This is a genomic window from Leptospira chreensis (genome assembly GCF_016919165.1).
Taxonomy (GTDB): Bacteria; Spirochaetota; Leptospiria; order Leptospirales; family Leptospiraceae; genus Leptospira_A; species Leptospira_A chreensis.
Map to the genome: position 1 here is coordinate 1 of NZ_JAFFPS010000013.1, position 22,998 is coordinate 22,998.

The 22,998-nt window shown below is 40.0% G+C and carries 21 protein-coding genes and 1 tRNA gene; 8 read left to right on the forward strand and 14 right to left on the reverse strand.

What is annotated here, in order from left to right:
• The 6 genes from JWG41_RS04570 to JWG41_RS04595 form a co-directional block, all read right to left on the reverse strand.
• Window positions 1–654, reverse strand: a 654-nt coding sequence (locus JWG41_RS04570; RefSeq protein ID WP_205268768.1) for a sugar phosphate nucleotidyltransferase, incomplete at its 3' end; no start/stop codon positions are given.
• Between the two features lie 27 nt (window positions 655–681).
• Window positions 682–757 (reverse strand) — tRNA-Gln (locus tag JWG41_RS04575).
• Between the two features lie 4 nt (window positions 758–761).
• Window positions 762–1,682, reverse strand: a complete 921-nt coding sequence (locus JWG41_RS04580; RefSeq protein WP_205268769.1) for a 4-(cytidine 5'-diphospho)-2-C-methyl-D-erythritol kinase — start codon at window positions 1,680–1,682, stop codon at window positions 762–764.
• Window positions 1,683–2,639 (reverse strand): WYL domain-containing protein, encoded by a 957-nt coding sequence (locus JWG41_RS04585; protein WP_205268770.1) that lies wholly within the window; start codon window positions 2,637–2,639, stop codon window positions 1,683–1,685.
• A 4-nt stretch (window positions 2,640–2,643) separates the two neighbouring features.
• The gene (locus JWG41_RS04590; RefSeq protein WP_205268771.1) at window positions 2,644–3,816 is read right to left on the reverse strand and encodes an ACP S-malonyltransferase; all 1,173 of its coding nucleotides are present in this window, start codon (window positions 3,814–3,816) and stop codon (window positions 2,644–2,646) included.
• A gap of 288 nt (window positions 3,817–4,104) precedes the next feature.
• Window positions 4,105–4,248, reverse strand: a complete 144-nt coding sequence (locus JWG41_RS04595; protein WP_002972181.1) for a hypothetical protein — start codon at window positions 4,246–4,248, stop codon at window positions 4,105–4,107.
• 178 nt (window positions 4,249–4,426) lie between these two features.
• On the opposite strand from JWG41_RS04595, the gene JWG41_RS04600 reads away from it, so the two are divergent.
• Both JWG41_RS04600 and JWG41_RS04605 read left to right on the forward strand, forming a co-directional pair.
• Window positions 4,427–6,019 (forward strand): sodium:solute symporter family protein, encoded by a 1,593-nt coding sequence (locus JWG41_RS04600; RefSeq protein ID WP_205268772.1) that lies wholly within the window; start codon window positions 4,427–4,429, stop codon window positions 6,017–6,019.
• 79 nt (window positions 6,020–6,098) lie between these two features.
• Window positions 6,099–6,410, forward strand: coding sequence for a hypothetical protein (locus JWG41_RS04605; protein WP_205268773.1), 312 nt, complete (start codon window positions 6,099–6,101; stop codon window positions 6,408–6,410).
• A 21-nt stretch (window positions 6,411–6,431) separates the two neighbouring features.
• Here JWG41_RS04605 and JWG41_RS04610 read toward each other — a convergent pair whose 3' ends face one another.
• From JWG41_RS04610 to JWG41_RS04630, 5 genes are all read right to left on the reverse strand, one after another.
• The gene (locus tag JWG41_RS04610; protein WP_205268774.1) at window positions 6,432–7,199 is read right to left on the reverse strand and encodes a M23 family metallopeptidase; all 768 of its coding nucleotides are present in this window, start codon (window positions 7,197–7,199) and stop codon (window positions 6,432–6,434) included.
• Window positions 7,156–8,574: a flavin-containing monooxygenase gene (locus tag JWG41_RS04615; RefSeq protein ID WP_205268775.1), complete on the reverse strand. Its 1,419-nt coding sequence runs from the start codon at window positions 8,572–8,574 to the stop codon at window positions 7,156–7,158. Before JWG41_RS04615 ends, JWG41_RS04610 begins: the two co-directional genes overlap by 44 nt.
• A 123-nt stretch (window positions 8,575–8,697) precedes the next feature.
• Entirely contained in the window at window positions 8,698–9,171 is a 474-nt protein-coding gene (locus JWG41_RS04620) for a hypothetical protein (protein ID WP_232373680.1), read from the reverse strand.
• A 137-nt stretch (window positions 9,172–9,308) separates the two neighbouring features.
• Complete coding sequence (locus JWG41_RS04625; RefSeq protein ID WP_205268776.1) at window positions 9,309–9,755, reverse strand: thioredoxin family protein; 447 nt, start codon at window positions 9,753–9,755, stop codon at window positions 9,309–9,311.
• A 30-nt stretch (window positions 9,756–9,785) separates the two neighbouring features.
• A complete protein-coding gene (locus JWG41_RS04630; protein ID WP_012387282.1) occupies window positions 9,786–9,935 on the reverse strand; it encodes a hypothetical protein in 150 nt (49 codons plus the stop codon).
• A 118-nt stretch (window positions 9,936–10,053) separates the two neighbouring features.
• On the opposite strand from JWG41_RS04630, the gene JWG41_RS04635 reads away from it, so the two are divergent.
• The 6 genes from JWG41_RS04635 to JWG41_RS04660 all read left to right on the forward strand — a co-directional run bounded on the left by JWG41_RS04635 (window position 10,054) and on the right by JWG41_RS04660 (window position 18,606).
• A complete protein-coding gene (locus JWG41_RS04635) occupies window positions 10,054–12,738 on the forward strand; it encodes a valine--tRNA ligase (protein ID WP_205268777.1) in 2,685 nt (894 codons plus the stop codon).
• Window positions 12,728–14,005 (forward strand): phosphoribosylamine--glycine ligase, encoded by a 1,278-nt coding sequence (gene purD / locus JWG41_RS04640; protein ID WP_205268778.1) that lies wholly within the window; start codon window positions 12,728–12,730, stop codon window positions 14,003–14,005. Before JWG41_RS04635 ends, purD begins: the two co-directional genes overlap by 11 nt.
• Window positions 14,005–14,844 (forward strand): hypothetical protein, encoded by an 840-nt coding sequence (locus JWG41_RS04645; protein ID WP_205268779.1) that lies wholly within the window; start codon window positions 14,005–14,007, stop codon window positions 14,842–14,844. The genes purD and JWG41_RS04645 overlap by 1 nt, the downstream gene beginning before the upstream one ends.
• A 24-nt stretch (window positions 14,845–14,868) precedes the next feature.
• Window positions 14,869–15,996: a peptide chain release factor 2 gene (gene prfB / locus JWG41_RS04650; RefSeq protein ID WP_205268780.1), complete on the forward strand. Its 1,128-nt coding sequence runs from the start codon at window positions 14,869–14,871 to the stop codon at window positions 15,994–15,996.
• 4 nt (window positions 15,997–16,000) lie between these two features.
• On the forward strand, window positions 16,001–17,497 hold the full coding sequence (locus tag JWG41_RS04655) for a sigma 54-interacting transcriptional regulator (RefSeq protein WP_205268781.1): 1,497 nt from the start codon (window positions 16,001–16,003) through the stop codon (window positions 17,495–17,497).
• A 62-nt stretch (window positions 17,498–17,559) separates the two neighbouring features.
• Window positions 17,560–18,606: an OmpA family protein gene (locus JWG41_RS04660; RefSeq protein WP_205268782.1), complete on the forward strand. Its 1,047-nt coding sequence runs from the start codon at window positions 17,560–17,562 to the stop codon at window positions 18,604–18,606.
• Window position 18,607: 1 nt separating this feature from the next.
• Here the strand turns inward: JWG41_RS04660 and JWG41_RS04665 are convergent, their stop codons facing one another.
• The 3 genes from JWG41_RS04665 to lepB all read right to left on the reverse strand — a co-directional run.
• Window positions 18,608–20,518: a motility associated factor glycosyltransferase family protein gene (locus tag JWG41_RS04665; RefSeq protein WP_205268783.1), complete on the reverse strand. Its 1,911-nt coding sequence runs from the start codon at window positions 20,516–20,518 to the stop codon at window positions 18,608–18,610.
• The gene (locus tag JWG41_RS04670) at window positions 20,519–22,330 is read right to left on the reverse strand and encodes a penicillin-binding protein (RefSeq protein WP_205268784.1); all 1,812 of its coding nucleotides are present in this window, start codon (window positions 22,328–22,330) and stop codon (window positions 20,519–20,521) included.
• 2 nt (window positions 22,331–22,332) lie between these two features.
• The coding region (gene lepB, locus JWG41_RS04675; protein ID WP_232373682.1) for a signal peptidase I at window positions 22,333–22,998 on the reverse strand (666 nt) is incomplete at its 5' end.

A 22,998-nucleotide genomic window follows, 5' to 3' on the forward strand; every position in this document is an offset into this window, starting at 1 on the left:
TTTTTTTCCCAATGATCTAAAAATTTTAATCACATCTGTGAGGTAATATTCTTTTTGTACATTGTCGTTGCCGATTTGTTTTAAGGCAGAAAAAAGATCTTCTGTGGTGAAACAGTAGGTCCCTGTGTTGACTTCGTTTACAACTTTCTCTTCAGGACTTGCATCTTTTTCTTCTACGATGCGTAGAAGACTGCCATCATCCGCAGAACGAATGATACGGCCATAACCGGTAGGGTTTTCCATCTTGGCAGAGAGAACAGTCGCAGAATATCCGTTTTCTTTATGAAGTTCTATGAGTTCAGAAAATGATTTTGCAGAAATGAGTGGGGCATCACCACAAGCTACAATCGTGTAACCCGCATAAGGTGAAAGAGCTGGTTCTGCCGAAAGGACAGCATGTCCTGTTCCCAACTGTTCTGTTTGTTCGGCAAATTCTACACCGGAAAATGATTTTGCGATATCTGTAACGACATCTTTGCGGTAACCGACAACAACGACCTTTCGTTTGATGCCGGCGGATTCGATATTGCGAAGAACGTGAAGTAAAAGTGGAGATTCGTTCAGTACAACCGCAACCTTGGGAAGTTCACTCTTCATTCGAGTTCCTTTCCCCGCCGCCAAAATAACAGCAGTTACAGTATTATGTAGGTTCATCGTTCGTTCTATCGGATCTTTTAAAACTGGCTGGCCTGCTAGGATTCGAACCTAGGGAATGGCGATACCAAAAACCGCTGCCTTACCGCTTGGCTACAGGCCAGTTTCTAAAAAGAGAACGTTCGAAATTCCATATCGGGAAATCGATTGGAGACAATGCGAAGGGCTTCGTCTCTCTCCCTATCTGAAGGATAAATGCCATAAAAGCAAGAACCCGAACCCGATAAAGAAGCATAGACTGCTCCCGACTCAAAAAACCCTAATCTCAATTCCTTTAGTAAGGGTTGGGTCTGAAAAGCGATTTTTTCAAACTCGTTCTCAAGCCTGTTTTGCAGGTATGCCCAATCCCCGACCTGAAGACTTCGAATTAAATCCTCTGCCAGAGATTTCCATACTTGGGAACCATAGGGTTTTTGTAAACTTTTTTGAAGGCCTAAATACATAGATGCCGTAGAAAGTCCGAAGGGAGGGATGGCCAAAATTCCGGAGCCGGGGGCGACAGAAATGGGTTCGAGCACTTCACCGATCCCGGTCACGTAACATGCAGAGGATTGGAGGAAAAAGGGGACATCGGCTCCAATGGACTTGGCAAGAGGAATCTCTTCTTCTTTAGGAAGGTTGGTCCAAGGGTAGAGTTCTTTCAGGAATAGACCCGCATTGCTACTCCCCCCCCCAATTCCCCCTTCGGGAGGTAGGTGCTTTTGTAAGTGGACGGAGACAGAAACTGGCTCACGAAGGTGAGTGACTAACTTTTGAAAGGCTTTGTAGAGGATGTTCTTGTTAAGATCTCCTCTTTCGGAGACTTCTTCGAACTTTTCATACCGGTAACCATGGAGATGGTTTTCCGACACTAGTTGGAAACTTGGTTTTTGGTCTTTGGCTAGGCGAGTGATTTGGACTTCCATGGGATCCCCAAAACTAATGGGAACAAAAACACTGCGGATTTCATGTAACCCATCTTCCCTTTTGTAGGGAACAAACAAACCAATGTTAATCTTTCCTAACGAAAGAGTTTTTAAAGGCATCATTTATGACTGTGGATTCAGATTTGGTTTCGAAGGAGCGATCGATTGTAAGTGGAATTGGATGGAGTCTTTTAATTCCTTAGGTTCCGAAACAAGAACCGAAGTTCCATACCCTAAGACGGTTTGGACAAACCAATTCTCATCTCTGATGGGAGCCTGGAATTCGCGGTAAACGGTATCCCCTATTTTCTTTTGGATCCCTGTGGGTGAAAGGTTGAGTTTCATTCCTAAATGGTAGGAAGCTCCATCAGTGATCCATAGTTTTGCCAAATCTTTGTTTTCTGAATCGGCACCAAACAATTGTTTGAAACCTTCTAAAAATTCACCTGCCGTATCGGGTAGGTTAGGGTATTTTGTATCAGTGATGGTAATGTCTAAAATAAAATCCAATCGAAAGGACCGGAATCCTTCTTTGGTTAGGTCATAAGCCAAAAGGTAAGAATCATTTTCTTCCCAAAGTAACCAAGGTGCCAGTGTCCTTGTTTCTTTTTCTTTGGTATCTCTTTTCCAATAAACAATGGTTAGTATTTTTTTTTCATCAATTGCTTTTACAATGGTTTCTTTTGATTTTTGATAAGGAGACCAATCACCAGAAGGAATCACCGAATCAATTTTGTTTAGGATGGAAAGATTGAGTTTAGAATCTTCTTTTGTTTTTTGTGTGATTAATAGCGATCTAAGGAGAGACCATTCTTTGGGAGAAAGTGGGAGTGCTGAATCAACAGCAATGGGGAGTCGGATTTTTACCTTCTCCCCATCAAAATCTAAATCCACAGCATCGGTAGGGGAATAAGGATACATCTCAATCATATACAACTCGCCTAAATCTTTTTTAAGTGAGGATATGGATTTGTGGCCAGTTACGCTTTGAATTTCTTCTAATCCAAGACCTTCTGGATGAGAGGCCAGAAGGCGGATTAAATTTAATTTGGAAGCGGCCCGTGCAGTGGATGGATTCATTATGTTATGCTTCGAGAATTACTTTTAATTCCTTAGCATTTGAAGCACATAATGATTGTTTTTCGATGTTTTTTGCCTTTAGGTGTCCACCGGTAAGTCGTTGGCTCACAACACTTGGTCCAAAGTCAATGATTGTGTTAATGGCACTGTCATTAAAAATGGGTGCGATCGCCAAATCCCAGTAAAGTGGCTCAATCAAAACCATTTTAAAAAGGATGTCACGTAGGTTTCCATCTTTTTGAAGGTTGTGGCCATCAAAGATACTATATACAGGAACTTTTAAATCCGCACCAGTATAAGGAAAAGGAACCACTGCTGCATCTTCCGCATTGAATTTATCAAGAGATGTTTCCATAAATGGGCAATGGAAAGGTGCTGTTGTTTTTAAATAAACAAACTTGAATTTTTTCTCGTCCATTTCTGCTTTCCATTGTTTACGGAAGGCAAGTAGAGAAGAAGGGAGTGCTGAAAGAATCATTGAATCTGGAGTGTTATAAAGAGAAATGAAAACCGTGTCTTGGCCTTTGAGTCCAAGAGAGTCATTTGTTTTTTTCACTCTTTCTTCTAATTCATCTTTTGAGTAACCAATCACTGCCACCATAGGTGCTGGATTTTTATCACCGTTTGCTTCATTTTCTTTTACGACTTCTTCTGAAACAACAAAGTTAGGATAAACTTTTTGACCATTAAATCCAAGATAGAAAACAAACTTTAAGAAGTCGGAGTAAGCTTTTAGAAAATCTGCACCATCCAATCCAAGACCAACAAGAGCCGAAGCAATCACACCTTGGCTATGTCCGCTGAGAGCCCCTGTTGCTTTGATTAAATCCGCTGTTGGGTAACCACGTTTAGAAACTAAAACATAGTTTGCAATTTGAGTCATAAAGATTCCCGGTACAGAAATCGGTGCACGAGCTAAATAATCTTCAGAAGGAGCGCCGTCTGGATTTTCAATCCAAGATTTGAAATCGAATCCTTCATTGAGGAGTGGGCTTTTGCCATCACGAGCGGCAATTTCACCGATGGTTTTGAAACTAGCTTCGAAAAATTCTTTGAGTTCTGGTTCTGCGTACAATTTTACGAGTTCTTTTAGGTAAGGTGAACCCTGTCCCCCAAATTGAAGGAAAAATTTTTGAGAATTTTGGAGGGTAGCAGTAAGGAGTTTGGCCGATGTCATTTAATCTTCCTGAGATGTGATTTTTCTGTTACCGTACAGAGAGGACTTCCTAGAACAAGGAGAAAATTCAAGGCATGAACCTAGGAAAGGGGCTCGATTTCGAAAGTGGGTTACCTTGGTGACTGGGTTTCTAGGGAAAGTCGGTGGATTTGGAAAGTTAGTTTCGAAGGAATGCGGGTGTAAAAGGTAAGTGACTTACCTTTTATAGCGACTGGCAAAGGAAAGCCAGGTTCTTAGGAAAGTCGCTCACCAAAGAAAGCGACTTCCGAAATCACGCCAGCATCCAAATTAAGCGGCTTTACTTTGTTCGAGATTGGATTTGATGCGTTCGTGGTCCAAGGCGAGGAGGACTGTATTTTCAAAATAGGTAGAAAAATCGATTCTTCCGGAAGAATAGTCTTCGTGGAGAAGGGCTAAAAGTAGATAGAACATAGATCCTCCTGGTGGTTCCGAATCTATTAATGCGACATAATTCGGAAAGTCTTTTTCGGTCAAAGAGTTACAATGAGTGTCGGTCAGATTCCAAAATTTTGAAGGAAAATAATCACCGATAGGTGGGATTCGGGATTTCCTCTTTACAAAGTCTGCATTTCTTATCTCTTACGAGCGTATGTTCGTAACCCTTTCTCACATCGATTATCTCATCCTTTTTGTTTTTGTGGGGTTTATGGTTGTGATTGGGTTCTTACTCAAGAAATCCATGAATCAATCCAGCGATTTTCTTTTGGCGGGACGGAAGATCCCCAGTTGGATTACAGGGATCGCTTTTATCTCTGCGAATATTTCCGCCTTAGAATTGTTAGGGATGAGTGCGAGTGGTGCGGAATATGGTTTTTTGACATTCCATTTTTACTATTTAGGTGCGATTCCCGGTATGATTTTTCTTGGGATCTTTATGATGCCATTTTATTATTCTTCAAAAATCAGAAGTGTTCCGGAATACCTGCGATATCGTTTCAATAGGCCAGCCCATTTAGTCAATTCACTGATCACCTTACTATCGTTGGCGCTTGGATCAGGAATTTATCTGTATTCCTTGTCCTTAGTGTTCGAAACTATGTTTGGTTGGAATCCTCATCTTTCAATTCTCTTTAGTGCCTGTATTGTTCTTGTTTATACTTACTTTGGGGGACTCAGTTCTTCTATTTATACGGAGGTAATGCAGTTTTTTTTAACCGTCCTTGGTTTGTTCCCACTAGTCATCATCGGTTTGACGAGGTTAGGTGGTTGGGATGGGCTTATGCAAAAAATTCCCAATTCACACAAACATATGTGGCAGGGTCTCGCTAATGGACAAAACGAACTTGGGTGGGATTTGTTAAGTGTCACTGTGGGACTCGGTTTTGTTTTATCTTTTTCGTATTGGACTTGTGGGTTTACAGAAGTGCAAAGAGCAATGGCAGCAAAAGATTATAGATCCGCAAGAAGAACACCTCTCATCGGTGCTATGTTTAAATTGTTTTTACCATTTTTAACAGTAATCCCCGGGTTAATTGCTTTAACAGAATTTTCAAAAGAGATGAACGGGGAATACAATAAAAGTTTTTTAATACTTCTAAAGAATTTTTATCCTTCTGGAATGTTAGGTCTTGGGACAACGGCCCTTCTTGCAGCCTTTATGGCAGGTATGTCTAGTTCCATCACTGCAATGAATACAATCTTTACTTATGATATCTATCAAACCTATATCAACAAAAACAAAGAAGATAAGGATTATCTGAAGATTGGAAAACTATGTACTATGTTTGCTGTTGTGTTTGCGATTTTTGCATCCTATATCGCGATGCAGTTTGAAAACATTATGAACTACATCCAACTCCTCTTTTCTTTTTTTAATGCACCACTGATTTCTATATTTTTGCTCGGGATGTTTTGGAGGCGTGCTTCCGGGTGGAGTGCCTTCTATGGAATGTTACTGGGAACAGGAAGTGGACTCGTTCATTTTCTCCTATATTCCTTAGGTATTTTATACTACAAATCGGATATGGTGTCCAATTTTTATGGAGCGATTTACTCTGGTTTGGTTTGTTTTTTAACAATGGTTCTTGTTAGTTTTATAGAAAAAGAAGATCTAGATAAAGATCTACATGGACTCGTATATTCCGATCGGGATCATACCAATCCATTTTGGGATCCAAGAATTTTAGCCTGGGGAGTCGGACTCATTGTCCTTCTTGCAGGGTTTAATATCATTTTTGCATAAAGATTTATACGTACGTAATAAAATAGTAATTGAATGAGAGTTTAATGAAACTATGTTTGTTGCTATATACACTAAGACTATGAAACCAAATCATTATACAGAAATTCCATCCACTTTTGAAGTTCAATTGGAACAACTCAAAGATTATGATTCTAAAAAGCATATCAGCGCTAGAGGTATCATGTTTTACCATCCTTATGACATTGAAGTGCCTTCTATATTAAAAGTTTCCTTAAAAATGATTTCGATGACAGGTTCTGTTGACTTTCTTGTAAAGACTTTGAAGAGCGAAAAAATAGGGAGCGAACCTTTATTTGAGATTCATTGTAATTTTTATGACACAAATGCTGAAAAAGAAGACGAAGTGTTGGGTTTTATCAGCAGTTACTAAATAGAATATTACAAAACTAAATTAAAGGGTTCCGCCCTTTTCCATAAGATACTGAAAACTATCTTCAGAAAAGGATTTATCTTTTGGCCCATATTGCATAAGCCATCTTGTCGGTGGTAAAAAACCTTCGGTTTTTAATGCATACCCTCCACCTAACGATGCACCAATGATCGAACGAAGTTCGAAATGTAAATGTGCGGGATAATTCCCACCAGCATCTCCAATCGTTCCTATCCATTCTGTTTTTTTCACTAACTGTCCCGGTTCCACATCGATGGTGTGGAGATGGGCATATACTGATTCTAAAAACCAAAAATCACCATTTCCCACATTATGATGGTGTACGATGCGAACTACTTTCCCCCAGCCCCCTCCATAGTCAGCAATCTCGGAAACCACTCCGTTTCCAAAAGCATAAACAGGAGCGGCAAAGTCGGTGTCACCACCAGTGATTGAATTCCAATCTTCCCCAAGATGTTTTCGGCCACCAAACTTTCCATTTTCGGCTCCAAATTTTTGAGCCAGATAATATCCTTCGGCATACTTTCCTCCCACGGGAAATTCAAAATCGGTGGCTTGAAAAGAGGGATAACGAGTTAAGATTGGGTAGGGGTTTGTGGCACGAATTTCGCCGGAGGATTCCATCCATCCGAAAAGTGGGTTTCCTTGGTAGGAGTAACCTTTGGAGACACAACCTGTCCCGAGTATAGAAAGACAGGTTGTGAGTAGAAACCGGAGAATTTGGTTACTTGCGCACCAATTTCTTTTTTGAGGATTTTGAAGATTCATGACGGCCTTCCGAAAGGAATTCCGCTCGTGCTTCGATTGGCAAATGGTTTCCGAGTTTTGCCGCTCTTTTTTTACCAGCTACCATTTCCTCTTTCATATTGTAGATGAAGGTATCGTAATCCACTTGGATGGTATGGCGTGTGCTACTCACATACCTTTTTTTCATATCAGCTTGGTCCTTTTCAATGGCCTTCTCCATATCTTCTTTGGAAGGCATTTCATAATTTCCAGAGAGATACTGAGCAATCCATTTCCCTTGGCACTCGGCCAGTGGCATAATGGCACCTAACGGTTGCATAAGACCCACAAAAAACAAATCATTGATTCCTGGTTTGATCATTTTATAGAAAAGCGGAATGTAATTATTCGGCGCAGACAAAAAATCTTCATCAAAGAATGGAAACTTGATATTGTATCCTGTGCAATAAATGAGAACATCCGCATCTTCTTCTGTTCCATCTGCAAATGCTATTTTTTTTCCTTTGAGTTCGGTAATCACTGGTTTTGGTTTGATATCCCCTCGACCAAGCCTTACGAGTAAGTCTTGGGAAATGGTGGGGTGAGCTGATCCAAATTTATGATCTGGTTTTGGTAAACCAAAGTCTTCCATTTTTCCTACACCAAATCGAATGAGAAGGTGAGCGAGTGTTTGTTGGATAAAAAACGGAACCCAATGAGGTGTATATTCTGTGAGTTTGTCTAGAGGTTTTCCAAATAGATAGTTCGGAATGACATAGGCACCACGTCTTGCTGATAAAAACACTCTTTTCGCAACACCGGGTCTCGAGAGTTCTACAGAGATATCCATCGCGCTGTTTCCCATTCCGAGAACCACGACATTTTTGCCTTCACAGTTAACAGGTGTTTTTGGGTCAACATAGGAGTGAGAGTGCATAATTTGGCCAGAAAATTTTCCGGGGAAAGCAGGATCAGGCCAACGTTCATTCCAATGATGGCCATTGGCAACAACTAACGCATCATAGTATTTCACTGGTCCTTTTTCAGGTGTGATTTTCCAAATTCCATCTTCGGTTCGTTCGGCTTTCTTAATCCCATTTTTGAATTGGATGTGTTTGCGAAGACCAAAGTGGTCTACAAAAGATAGAAAGTAATTTTGAATGGGTTCGTGGTTTGGGTAATCCGGATAATTGGTTGGCATCGGATAATCGCGATATTCCATCCGATCTCGATGTGTATTGATATGTAGGGATTTGTAAATATTACTCAGACCATTGTCATTTTTATAACGCCAGTTACCACCCACATCACTTCCTTTTTCATAACAATCAAAGGGAATCCCATGTTCCTTCAATGATTTAATGATGGTTATACCGGAGGATCCTGCGCCAATTACACAAACTTTAGGAAGTGCCATATTCGTTTCTCTCGTAACTAAAAAATAGGTTCAGAGAGAAACTTTGCGAAAAGAGAACGGCGTTTTCAAGTAGATTTTACATTTCTAAGGAAAAAAAGCGATATTTTGACACATATTCGCCTTTTAGCGATTGGGTTTGGTTGGTTTCTCTTGCGTTTCGAGAAAGCTACGAATTTCCGCTTCCGTGTTGGCAATTTGGATCTTCGTAATTTTCCCTGCTTTCAGTTGGATGAGGGTGAGAGATCCTTTTGTTCTCGGAAAAGGATCGGCGATTTTTTCTTCTCTCACCAAACGAAGTGTATACGGATAAGATTTCATTTTGGGTAGAGCCACAAATTTAGAAATGAGTGATGGCATTCTATGGATATCAGAAACAAGCACTGCTTGTTTGGATTCCAAATATCCTTTTCCTTCTTTCTCTAAGATGGGGTGGATAATTTTACTCGCATCCATATCAGAAATAAATAAAACCTTTGTGGTCTCCACTGGAATGGGACTTGGTTCTTCCCATTGGTTTGTGTAATTGATTTCGGGAAGTGGATTGCCAACAACTAAAATCGGTGTGGCCTGGTCTTCCGCAGAAAGAGAAAAGGTCAAAAAGAAACTTAGGGATAATAGTATGTATCGGAAGGATCGGAAAGAGGTTATCAATTTGAATGAGGACATGTTATTTGTTAGTTGGTTATAATTTTGGTGCATAGATCTAAAGCGGTTCTTTTAAAAGAAACCTTCTCCTAAAGACGGTATAAATATTCTAAAACTTGTTCTTTTGTCATCTTACTGGCGTTAGAGAATTCCCCTCCTTTGGTGGAGGTGAGAATTTTTCCTGTGGGTTCGATAACAACTAAAGCTGGAATTCCATTTTGGATGGGATTCCCCAATGTATCATTTAGACTTAAATTTTTATCGAAGCGGCCCACATCGACTTTAAAGATGAGAAAATTTTGAGAGAGTAGGGCTTTTGGTTCTGGTTCCTGAAAAATCCCATCTAATGCTCTACAGTCGGGACACCAATCGGCCCCGAAAACTACGATGAGTTTGCGATTTAAGTTCCTCGCCTCAGCCAAACTCTCTTGGTATTGGGAAAGTATTATGTCGCTTTGTCTAGAACAATGAGAAAGGCTGGTGAGGGAAAATCCAAGGATTAGGAGAGAGAGAAGAATTCGAAACTTACGTTCCATAAAAAGAGCGGAAGGAAACTTCCGCCTGTCTTATTTCTTAGCGATTTCTTTAAGGATTTCTTGTCTTTTTTTATCTTTCTCAATATGAGAAAGAGACAACCAATCGCGTTTCAATTGTTTTTCTGAAACACCTTTGAAGGTTGCATATTTGCCGAGGATTTTTGCTGTTTTTGCGTTCATGCCAACCAGATTCTTTTGCCTCCCCTTTCTGTCAATGCGAACCTGATGGTAGCTGTTTCATCCTTGACCCCTAAACTGTTTCGGAAACATAGTAAAGTGCAAGAAATCCAAAGACCCTATGAAATCACAGCTACCTGACCGTTACGATCCCGAATCTGTAGAGCCCAAATGGATACAAACCTGGGAAGAAAAACAAACCTTTGCTCCTGACTCCTCTCGCAAAGAAACATTCTCGATCGTCATCCCTCCTCCAAACGTCACAGGGAATTTACATATTGGGCATGCACTCAATCATACAATCCAAGACATCATCATTCGCATTGAACGCAAAAAAGGTAAAAATGTAGTTTGGGTTCCAGGGATGGACCACGCGGGAATCGCAACACAAGTGGTTGTGGAACGTGAGTTAGGAAAGGAAGGAAAATCAAGAACTGATTTTACTCGTGAAGGATTTATCGAAAAAGTTTGGGAATGGAAAGCTCATTCTGGCGGAATGATCGCCAAACAACAACGGTTACTCGGTGAATCTGTCGACTGGTCTCGTGAAAGATTTACCTTTGATGAAGGTCTCTCGAAAGCTGTTATCAAAGTATTTCGCAGTTTGTATGATGAAGGTTTGATTTATCGCGGGGAACGAATCATCAATTGGTGTCCGGTTACTAAAACTGCCATCTCCGATATCGAAGTAGAGTACAAAGAAAAACAAGGCAAACTCTACCATGTGAAATATCCCAAAGCTGAGTTCAAAACAAAAGATCCCAAAACTCTAACGAAAGACGAATACATCGTAGTGGCGACCACAAGACCCGAAACTATGTTTGGGGACGTGGCCGTTTGTGCACATCCAGATGATGCACGTTATGCGGCACTAAAAGATAAGTTTGTATATTTGCCAATTGCGGGAAAAGAAATTCCTATTTTATTTGATTCTTTTGTGGATAAAGAATTTGGATCAGGCCTTGTAAAGATCACCCCGGCCCATGATATCAATGACTACGAAGCCGGACTTCGTTTGCAATTAACTCCTATCAATATTATGAATTTGGATGGGACTCTCAATGAACAAACTGGCAAATACAATGGACTCGACCGGTTTGAAGCTCGCAAACGTGTTGTAGAAGAGCTTGAGACAAATGGTTATATCGAAAAAATAGAAAACCATATACATAGTGTGGGCCACAACCAAAGAGGTGGAGCTGTCATTGAACCGTTGTTATCGACTCAGTGGTTTGTAAAAATTGAATCATTAGCAAAACCTGCCATTGAAGTAGTTAAATCGGGTAAGGTTCAGTTCCAACCAAAGATGTGGGAAAAAACATACTTTGAATGGATGGAAAACATTCGTGATTGGTGTATCTCTCGTCAACTTTGGTGGGGTCATCGTATCCCTGCCTATTATGCACCAAACGGAGAAATGGTGGTTGCCGAATCCGTTGAGGAAGCCGTATCTCTATTTTCCGAAAAAGGAATTTCTGTTACCAAAGAGACCATCAAACAAGACGAAGATGTTCTGGATACTTGGTTCTCTTCAGGGCTTTGGCCGTTCACTGTATTTGGTTGGCCTGAAAATTCGGAAGAACTTAAAAAATATTATCCTACGTCGGTTTTAGTTACTGGTTTTGATATCATTTTCTTCTGGGTAGCGCGGATGATTATGAATGGTCTGAAATTTATGGATGATGTTCCCTTTCAGAAAGTTCTCATCCATGGCCTCGTTCGTGATAAGGATGGAAAGAAGTTCAGTAAGTCCCTCGGAAACGTAGTTGATCCTTTAGATATGATGAGTAAATACGGAACGGATTCGTTTCGATTTTTTCTCGCAGCAGTGTTACCGGAAGGAAAAGACATCCTTTTCGATGAATCTAGGTTAGACGGCTATCGTTCTTTCTGTAATAAAATTTGGAATTCGAGTCGGTTTATTTTTATGAACCTACCGGAAGAGTTCACAGCCAAAGAACCAGAGATCAATACTTTGGAAGACACTGACCTTTGGATTTTGAATGAATTTGATCGGATGCTTAATAAGTATGAAAAAGCCTATTCCGGTTATCTTTTTTTCGAAATGGCCAATTCTATTTATGATTTTGTTTGGGGATCTTTTTGTGATTGGTATTTGGAATTAACCAAAGCTCGCGTGTATGGAAATGTAAGTCCAGAGTCACAAGAGAAAGCACGACTCGTACTAATCAGTGTATTAAAGAAGTCACTTGGACTCTTACATCCATTTATGCCTTTTATCACAGAAGAAATTCACTCTTTACTGGATCCAACAGAACTTGCAAAAACAGAATTTCCAAAAGCTTATGGAGTTTCTGATTCGGCACCGGCTGTGGTTCGAATGGAACTTGTTCGTGAGATCATCACAAAGATTAGAAACATGCGTGCGGAACTCGGAGTCAAACCTGAGAAAAAATGTAAGGTGATTCTTAAGTGTAATCATAAAGAATTAAAAGAGATGATGGAAAGAGAAATCAAATCCATCCTCCAACTTTCCAAAGCAGAGAGTATTGAATTTATCGATACTTATGAAGCAAAAAATACGGATTCTGTGGGAGCTTTTTCCATTGGAGAAATTTTTCTTCCTCTAGAAGGGATATTTGATTTTGAAAAAGAAAAACAACGATTGGAAAAAGAGAAAAAACAAATCCAATTGGAAATGGAAAAGTTGGAAAATAAAATCAACAATCCAGCCTTCTTAGAAAAAGCAAAACCGGATGTCGTAGAAAAAGAAAGAGAAAAGTATAATACTTGGAAAGAGAAACTAGATAGTACGGTAAGGGCTTTAGAAAAAATTGGAACATAAATTTAAAGTTTTACTCATTGGAAGTGGCGGAAGAGAACATGCGTTAGCTGATGCCATTTCAAAATCAAAATCTTTGGAATCTCTTCGAGTATTTCCAGGGAATGGTGGATTTTCGAAAGATGTGCTCTTGGATCCATCCGAGATTTCTATATTAGATAAATCTAAATTTTTCGCATATATCAAAACATCGGGAACAAACCTTGTGATCGTGGGTCCAGAAGATCCACTAGTGAATGGTCTTTCTGATTGGTGTGCCGAAATTGACATCCCTTGTTTTGGGCCTTCTGCCTATTGTGCTCAAGTCGAAGGAAGTAAACATTTCGCAAAAGAAATGATGAAACGTGCCAAAGTTCCTACGGCTTCCTTTGCAGTCTTTACGGATCATGAATCTGCTTGGAGTTATGCTCAAAAAGATATCTTACCTTTAGTCGTCAAAGCAGATGGCCTTGCTGCGGGAAAGGGTGTCACCGTTGCTTTCGAAATGAAGGAAGTAAAACAGGCATTAGATGAAATATTTTTGGAATCTAAGTTTGGGGAAAGTGGTAACAAAGTAGTTTTGGAATCCTTTTTAGAAGGAGAAGAAGCATCTTTATTTGTCATCGCGGACGGCGAAAGGTATATGTGTCTTCCGGCAGCCCAAGACCACAAACGTGCTTATGATGGAGATATTGGCCCCAACACCGGGGGAATGGGAGCCTACGCGCCGGCACCGATTGTCACCGATGCTGTTCTTTCTTTAGTGAAGGAACAGGTCATTGAACCCATGTTAGCTGATTTTCGCACATCAGGGCATCCTTACAAAGGACTTTTGTATGTCGGCCTTATGATTACCAAAGAAGGAATTCCGAGTGTAGTGGAATTCAATTGTCGTTTTGGAGATCCAGAAACACAATGTGTCCTTCGCCTGTTAGATGAAGATATTTTACCTATTTTTTATGCATCAGCAACCGGCAATCTTCCAGAAAGAAATCTAAAATTGAAAGAAGGATCTTCTGCTGTGGTCGTACTTGCGGCGAAAGGATATCCAGACTCTCCGCAAAAAGGAATGCCTTTGGAAATTCCATCTAACGATGGAAATGTGGTTGTTTACCATGCGGGAACCAAACGACAAGAAAATCAAGTTTTAGCGAATGGAGGAAGGATTCTTGGAATCACTTCTTTTGGTAATTCTTTAAAAGATGCCATAAAGGATTGTTATTCGTTTTTAACAAAAATCAAAGCACCAGATACATTTTATAGAAAAGATATAGGAAGGCGCGCTCTCTAATGCCATTCAGTATCTCTGGAAATTTTAAAAATTGTGAACGTTCCAACCTTCGCAATTTTGAAAAACATCTAGGGATTATTTTGTCTGAAAATCAAACCCAACTCCAACAACATCTGATGATTCGTAGGGCCCTTCAGAATTTAACCGGTTCTGTGAGTGTACTTTCGGGACTCAGTCGTCAGGAGTTGTTATCTTTTATTTTTATTCTCACTCAGTTTGGAGATATCATTCGTTCGGAAACTCCACCGGAATATCTTTTGTTAGAATCGATTCCTTATGTGGTGGAATGGACTAAGGGTCATTATATGATCCCTATGGAGATTTTGGAACATCTTGCCCATGAACGGATATTTAAAGACCAAGGGTATTTATTTGCACTCATCCCTGCCTTATCCATTAAAGAAAAAAAATCTTGGATTCGTTGGATTGGTGTGGATTTTGAAAAGGGTGGAGATCGGGATTTAAATTTCGAAATTTATTCGCAGTGCCGTGTGTTACAAAAACCATTCCTTGGAAAGTCACTAGTCCAAGAATCAGAAATTCGTTTGGAACAAATTTGGCCTCGCGGTAAAAACGAATGTATCGATTGGTTTTATAAGGGACTTTCTACTTTTTATTATTCCATGGAAGAGATGAGCCGAAAGGAAAAAGATCCTTTTCTTTTACATGTCATTGAACTCATTAAATCAGGTAAGTTTATACTCAAACGTTTGCCTGATAGTTATGGAAAAGAATCGAGTTATTCTCTTGTGGGAACAGTTGAAGGAAATACACCACAACTGAGAGAAACCACATTCCAATGGGAAGTGGAACGACTTCGTAAAGATTCTTTATTTTAAACTTCCGATTCGGATTTACGCATTATGGATAGATCACTCAAAGACTTAAAAAAACAAACATCCGAAATGATAGATTCATTTCAAACCTATTGGACAGCTCAAAACTTCCAAGAAGACTATGATCGGTTATCATCACTCATTGAAAAAGCAAACGATCCAAAGTTATGGGATTCCCCTGACCAAGCAAAAAATGTAACACAAAAACGAAACGAGTTACAACTAAAGTTAGATCCTTGGTTAGATTTAAAAAAGGAACTCATTGATTTTCCCGATTTGATTGAACTCACTTCGGAGGAAATGGGTGAGTCAGGTTTAAAATCTTTAAATGATGATTTTGATCGAATGTTTGAAGCATTTGAAAACTTGCAAATGTTAGATGCACTTGCCGGTAAAGATGATGGAAAGGCCGCCTTTATCAATATCCATCCCGGTGCCGGAGGAACAGAATCCCAAGACTGGGCGGATATGTTGCTACGAATGTACACAAGGTTTTGTGAACAAAAAGGATATCGTGCGGAACTTGTAGACTACCAACCGGGCGAAACTGCGGGAATCAAAAATGCCACGCTTTATATCCAAGGGGATCATCCTTTCGGATATTTAAAATGTGAGTCTGGGGTACATAGACTTGTGCGAATCTCACCATTTGATTCCAATAAAAGAAGACATACATCCTTTGCCTCAGTGTATGTAACACCAGAAGTTGATGATGATATCCAAGTGAATATCGAAGAAAAAGACCTGCGTGTGGATGTGTACCGTTCCTCTGGGGCTGGGGGACAACACGTAAACACAACGGACTCTGCTGTGCGAATCACACATATTCCTTCAGGTGTTGTCGTTTCTTGCCAAATGGAAAGATCTCAAATCAAAAACCGTGATACTGCGATGAAGATGCTTCGTGCTCGTTTGTATGAAATGGAAAAACAAAAAGCAGAAGAAGAGAACGCAAAAAAAGCCGGTGAAAAACGAGATATCTCTTGGGGATCACAAATTCGAAGTTATGTGTTTCATCCTTACAATTTGGTAAAAGACCATAGAACTGACTTTGAAACTGGAAACGTTCATGCAGTGATGGACGGGGATCTGGAAGATTTTATCATTGCCTACTTAAAATACCTGACAAACCAAAAGGCAAACGCAAAAGTATAAACAAATGTCTGTAAAACAGGATATTTCCGGTACTTTAAGGAAAATCCAAAAAGAAATTCAACAACTTCCGAATATTACGGATCGTTTGAATTTCATTTTGGACATGACTCTGACTTTGTTCGGAGCTTCTACCGGTAGTATTTCCATTATGGACCAGGAAGAAAAAGTCCTTACCATTGTTGCGGCTAAAGGTATGGATTGGGAAAAGAAAATTGCCGCCAAACTTCCGTTTAACTTGGGTGTTACGGGGCGGGCCGCCTCGACCAGAGAAATTATCTATGTTCCCGATGTCACTTTAGACAAAGACTATGTAAAACTAATTGAAACCGTTCGTTCGGAACTTGCAATCCCTCTTGTTACCAGAGATTCCACTATTGGTGTACTCAACCTAGAGTCGGATAAGGTAAATTTTTTCTCATCCGATATTATCAACCAAGCTACATTATTTGCATCTCAATTAACAATTGTTATTCTTGAAGAGCGAATTGCCAAAGAAGCCTTTGAAAAATCCAAAAGAGAAGAAGATCCTGTAGAGGAAATTCTTGGTTATGATCCTAGCATTCTTTTTTTAAAACATAGGATTAGACAAGTGGGTCCCTCGGATACATCGGTGATGATCATTGGGGAAGAAGGTTCGGGAAAAAAATTAATCGCAAAAGCCTTACATTATATCTCCCAAAGAAAAAACGGTCCCTTTCTCACCGTGGATTGTTCGGGGCTTAGTTATGAACTTTTGGAAGCCGAACTATTTGGTGTCCAAGGTGGAAAGATTTTTAATCCAGGAAAATTAGAACAGGCCAATGGTGGCTCTTTATACATTGAATCCATTGGGGATTTACCATCCAACTTACAGACTCGATTTTTCCAAACCTTACGAGATAAAACGATGCCGAATCCTTCTGCGAAAAAAAAGGACGAGGTTCTTAACATTCGAATTTTTACCGGAAGCAAACGGGATTTGTTGGAAGATATCCAGAAAGAAACTTTTTCTATGGATTTGTATTATCGCCTAGCGGAAGTTCCATTGCGTATGCCGCCACTGCGTGAAAGAAGAGGGGACGTTCCTCTTCTTGCTCATCATTTTTTATATCAATACAACAAACAATATGGAAGGAACAAAACGTTTTCGACAGATGCATTAAAGGCACTGACCGGAATGCCTTGGAGTGGAAATGTAAGGCAGCTCCAAAGTGTCATTCAGTACGCAGTCCTTGTTCCTCCAGAAAATGTTTTGGAACCACACTCCTTTTTACAAGATGGGAAACGAGAAACCGAATCGAATGCCAAGGTCCAAAGTTTTGGCGTGGGGACAGAGATTCTATCTCCTTCGGAAAATCTTTCTCTCAATATTGCCATTGAAAGGTTGGAAGCCATTTGGATCAAAGAAGCCTTCCAAAGGGTCTCCACACAGGAAGAAGCCGCCAAACTTCTGGGGATTAGCCGTGGTTCTTTGCAGTATAAGATCAAAAATAACCAATTTCTGGACGGATTCAATACTTAAGTCCAAGAAAAGGATGCAGAGATCGCCCCTCTCGGTCGATAGTATTACAAAGGAGCTTTCACGTGGCAGATAGTTATTACCGTACCATAAGTGGTAAACAATATGATAATGAATTGTTAGAAATTGCTGAGAAAGCCACCAAACGTAGCAAAGCTCCTATTGGCAAAAATATTGCGAAGACCCTGTTTGATGCCATTAAAGATGGTGGGGACTATACAGATGTGGAAAAACGCACTGTAAAATACATTCGAGATCAATTCAAATTTAGCCCTGAGGCAGATGAATACCTTCGTACGGAAATTCGTAAGTGGGCAGCAAAGATTTCTGTCCCGGCAGCAAAGAAAAAAACAACCAAGGGAACGACAAAAAAGGAATCCACTCCTAAACGCAGTTCCGCTCGTTCTGCCAAATCTTCCTTTGAAGGTTTTACTCCTTCTTATTTGGAATCTTATGATGGTGGTGACTCACATGACGACATCGCTCCCACACCGGAATACAATGAATTAGTTGCCCTGAATAAATTTCAAATCACTCCGAAACAAAATCGAGTGGGGCGTATCATTCTACTTACGCTGATTCTAATATTCTTTATTGTTTTAATTGTTTTTGGAATTCGTAGTTGCAATCGAAGTTCCAAATCACAAGAAAACACAAATCAAAGTTCCAATGTTTCTTCGGAAGTGGGAACCAGGTCTTTGGAGCGAGTGGCCCTATCGGAAGGAAAAGCTTCTGATAAATTTGAATCGCAAAGCAGAGCCATTCGTTATATCAACGACCTTCAAATTCGTTTTATCAAACAGAGTATGCAAACAGAAGATCTGGCAGCAGACAAAATTGCCACACTCGCAGAAGCTTTAAAATCTTATCCTGCCATTCGTATCCGCGTCAAAGGACATACTTGTTTTATTGGTGAGATGGATGAAAACAAAATCCTTTCAGATGAACGTGCTAAGTTTGTTTTTGATGAATTAGTGAAAAATGGTGTGAGTGCATCGCAGCTCGACTATCGCGGATTTGGTGAAACGGCAGAAATTGAATCTAATTCTACAGAAGCCGGAAGAATTAAAAACAGACGTGTTGACTTCACTGTTTTATCCGTAACTGAATAGATTATTGTAATCGGTATAAAGATTTTGTGAGCATTCGTTTGGTAGAACGAACGGATGCGTAAAGTCCTTCATATAAAAGTAACGACTTCTTTGCCACACCAAGCTGGATGTTTTCTTTTTCTTCCAAACTCAAGTTGTCATCATATCCTTCGGTGATGGTTAAAATCACTCTTTGGATTCCTAAACTCAAAATTTCATTCAAACCTTTTTTCCCAGAAACTTGTTCATCAATCGAATCCATTTGTTTGATATCTTCCGAAAAGGTATTGGGATTGATTTGGTTTCTTTGGATTTGGTTATAAATCCTTTGGGAAACAGAGAGACCACGTTTGACCGTGGTAACAAATTCTGACAAGGCTTCGGTTGTGGATTTAATTTCGGAAACCAATTGTTTTTCATCGAAATAAGGAGAGTCCATTTTTAGTTGGGAATGGATTTTGTTACGAACTGATTCTACTAAATTGGTTTGGTTTTTTACTTCACTTAATTCACTCGCAAATTCTTTTTCAAACTCCGAATGAGGGATTCCTTCTAGTTTGGCACCAAACTGAGTCAAGTTGGTCCAAGGATTTTCTTTGGCATGATCTTCAAACCATTTTTTAAAGATCAACATTTTCTCATTGGTGATATAGGTTTCATCCAAATTGCCTGTGACTTTTTTTTGGGGTAAGGCAAAGAGTTGTTTGTAATTGTGTTTTTCGCGGCGAAACTTTCTGGATTCTAAATAGTTCAATCTTTCTTCGAGGACTGCCCCTTTGGAATGGGCAAGACCTTTGGTAAAACTCAGATCTTGTCCGACTAAAAATACAGACATAGCCCCCATAAGGGTAGCAAGGCTTGCTGTATTGGTAGAAACAGAACCACCGAAAGGAACAGAACCAATCTCCGATTCACCCGTTCTTTCCAATAACCGAATGAGTGGGAAAGGGGAGGAGGTCACAAAACCTTTGTTTGGTCCTTTGTCTAAACGAAGGCTCAAGTAAGTCGAAGTCGGATCAAAAACCAAAATGGCTTCTCCCGAATAATCTTCCAGATATTGGCTATTGAGTGCTTGCGGGTCGACAGAAAAAATCAAATCAGGTTCTACACCAAAGGAAGTGAGGATGGGAAGGGCCGTATCCACTGCTAGAAGTAAAAATTGGTTTCTATACTTTATGAGATTGGGTATGGATTCGGAAAGGCTTGGTCCAGCGCCCGCAACAACAATGGAGATCCCATTTGCGATTCCAAAAAGATCCGAGACCGGACGAAACTTGGACAACTCGGGAAGATTATAACAAATGTTTTTTGCCCAAATTTTTTCGAAACGGGTTAATGTGGCAAGGTTCACATCTTTTTTGTGAAACATCTGTTCGGCGGTATATTTCAATCTTTGGTATTCTGTTTCTTTCCATTGCCAAGACCCACGGTGGGGAACAAAACTAATGGGATAGGTTCCTTTTCCCTTCACCGCTTCCGAGAGTTGGTCTTCCATTCCCTCACCAGTAATGAGGATTAGTTTTCCATCTAACAAAGGTTTTGAAAAATCAAAGATTTTGAATGCTTCCTGAATGAAAAAAGGAAAGGGTTCCATCCAAATGACAGTGACTTTCTCTTTATCAATCAAAAAGGGGAGAATATACCCCAAACCGGCACCAAACAAAAGATAAATCCTTTCACTGCCATCATGGGGAAGTTCGGTGGCAAACCTTTCGGCTTCTTTTTTGGGATCAAACCGGCTGTGGATCCATACTCCATCTAATTCTAAAGTGGGATCCCCTGTTTTGGATTTTGTGAGTTCGTAAGAAATTTTGGATTCTGTGTTTTGCGAATTCAAATCCATGGCACCAAATGAATTCACTGGATTCTGAACCGCTTCGGCCAATCGAGAAGGAAGGGCCGCTAGATTTTTTTCTAAGAGAGAGTCTTTCACTTAAGGTTCCAAAACAATTTTGATTGTGGCATTGGGGGAAAGAGAAGATCCGGCTTTCGGGTCTTGTGATTTGACAAACCCAGAGCCCTCTAATTTGTATTCTGCTTTGAGTTGTTTTAAAATTTGGATGGTTTCGGATGCAGTGAACCCAGTAAGGTCAGGCATCACCTTAGGATCCAGTTTGTAGATTTTATCTCTTTCCCCTTTCAATCGGTAAACCAGTGCCTTCTCACTTTTTTCGACAATAGGAATGATACTTTCTACCACCTCACGAAAGACAGGTGCTGCAATCCCACCTCCTGTATGCGCCTCTCCGCCCGGTTCATCAAATACAATGAGGCCCACATACTTAGGTTTTTCTGCGGGAAAAAATCCAAGAAAACTAGCGGTAAACAATCCAGCTTGGTATCCCGCTCCCGCTTTTGCTTTTTGTGAGGTTCCGGTTTTCCCTGCGATAAAGTAGTTTTCTAAATAAGCCTTTTTTCCTGTTCCTTGGGATACGGCCTTACTCATAGCGTTTAAGGTTTTTTTTGCCGCACCTTCTTTGATACCGAGTAACTCATGTTTTATGGAAAATTCATGAACCAGTTCCCCATAAGAATTGGTAATTTGGGAAACCACAGATGGTTCAAATAAAATCCCACCGTTCACAACGGCTGCTGCTGCTGTGATGAGTTGGATCGGTGTCACAGAAACACCTTGTCCAATGGATAAAAAGTAAGGTGTACTTTTGTTCCATTTGTTTAGGGGAGGAAGATAACCTTTTGCTTCATGGATGGAAAAATTGGTTCGTTTTCCAAATTTAAATTTATCCATATAACTATAATAAGTTGCTTCATCAATTTTTTGTGCTGCTTTAATGATTCCTACGTTACAAGAGTATTGTAAAATTTCATCCAAGTTGACATGGCCATGACTATCTGTGCAACGAATGGTGGTTTTTCCAATTTCAATGTATCCGGGACAATGGAACTTTTCCCCGGGAAGGATTTTTCCTTCATTCAGTAACATAAGAGCAATGAAAATCTTCATTGTGGATCCCGGTTCATAAACATGGCGGATGGACCAATTGGAATGAGATTCCAAAGGGAAATCTTGAAAATGATTGGGATCAAAATTGGGATAAGAGGCCATCGCCAAAATTTTTCCCGTTTCTGTATCCATAATCATACCGATTCCGCGTTTGGAAGCAGTTTGGATAAAGGCTTTCTGTAATGATTTTTCCAATCGGTATTGAATGATACTATCGATTGTTAGATGGACATTATTTCCTTTGCTAGACTCAGCATCGGGAGTAGATAACAATTCCAAATTGAACAACATCTCGAGGCCAGAAAGGGCTTTGTCATCATCGTAACCGGTAAACCCAAGTAAACTTGCGCTCAAACTTCCTTGCGGATAAATTCGTTTGTATTCTTTTTCCACACGAACACCGGGAAGTGCCAATGCTTTGATTTTTTCTGCTTTGGTAAGTTCGATTTCTCTTTTTAACAAAAAATAATTTTGTTTTTCCCTTATGGTTTCAATGAGTTTGTTTGGTGTGATTCCAAGAATGGGACCGAGCTCTTGTGCTGTGAGTTCTGGATCATAAATATTTGTGGGATCAATCCCCACTGTTGCCGACTCACGAGAGATCGCAAGTTCAATCCCTCGTCTATCATAGATGGTTCCGCGTTGTACATACTTACTCGATTTTAGATTAATGATATTATCATTAAAATAAGTAAGATAAACAACACGAAAGAGTAGGATGACAAATAGCGAGAGTATAAATAGGATGATATACTTAAAACGTTGTTTGTATTCGGTCATTGTTAAAAATAGAAGATCACTTTGCCTTTGATTTTTTCTACAGGTACAAGTCCAAACGAACGTGAGTCCGTTGAATACTGCCTGTTGTCACCAAGAAGAAGATAATAACCAGGAGGAATTCTCCCTTGTTTGTCCATAGCAAGGAAAGGGGAGTTATGACGGTTTAGAAAAATGGATGTGCTTGGTTCGCTTGTGTAAGTTCCTTTGGGAAGGTAGTTTTCTAACAACTCGGTGGAATCAATAAGAACACGTCCCGATTCAATGGAATAAAATTCACCAGGCAAACCTATCACTCGTTTGACGACAAGTTCATCCTCCTTACTCACAAAAAGGACTAAATCGAGTTTATTGATTTTTGGGTCTGTGTATAGAAGTTCGGTTCCGAAGAATTTGGCAGAGATGGCAAATCCCCCCTTCCAAACAAAAACAACCGATCCATGTTCCAAGGTCGGATACATGGAATTTCCCTGAATGGAATAGATTTGGAATAGAAAAATGCGGACAAATAGGAGGAAACAGAGAAAGAAAAAAATCAAAAGGCTGCGACGGGTGTATCGTTTGAATTTTGCCCATAGGCGGGAGACTTTAGTTTCTGTTTCCATATCCATCAAAAAACGATAAAAATCATTCGTGCATTTTTCCCCTTTCTCCAGAATGGAAAAGGAAGT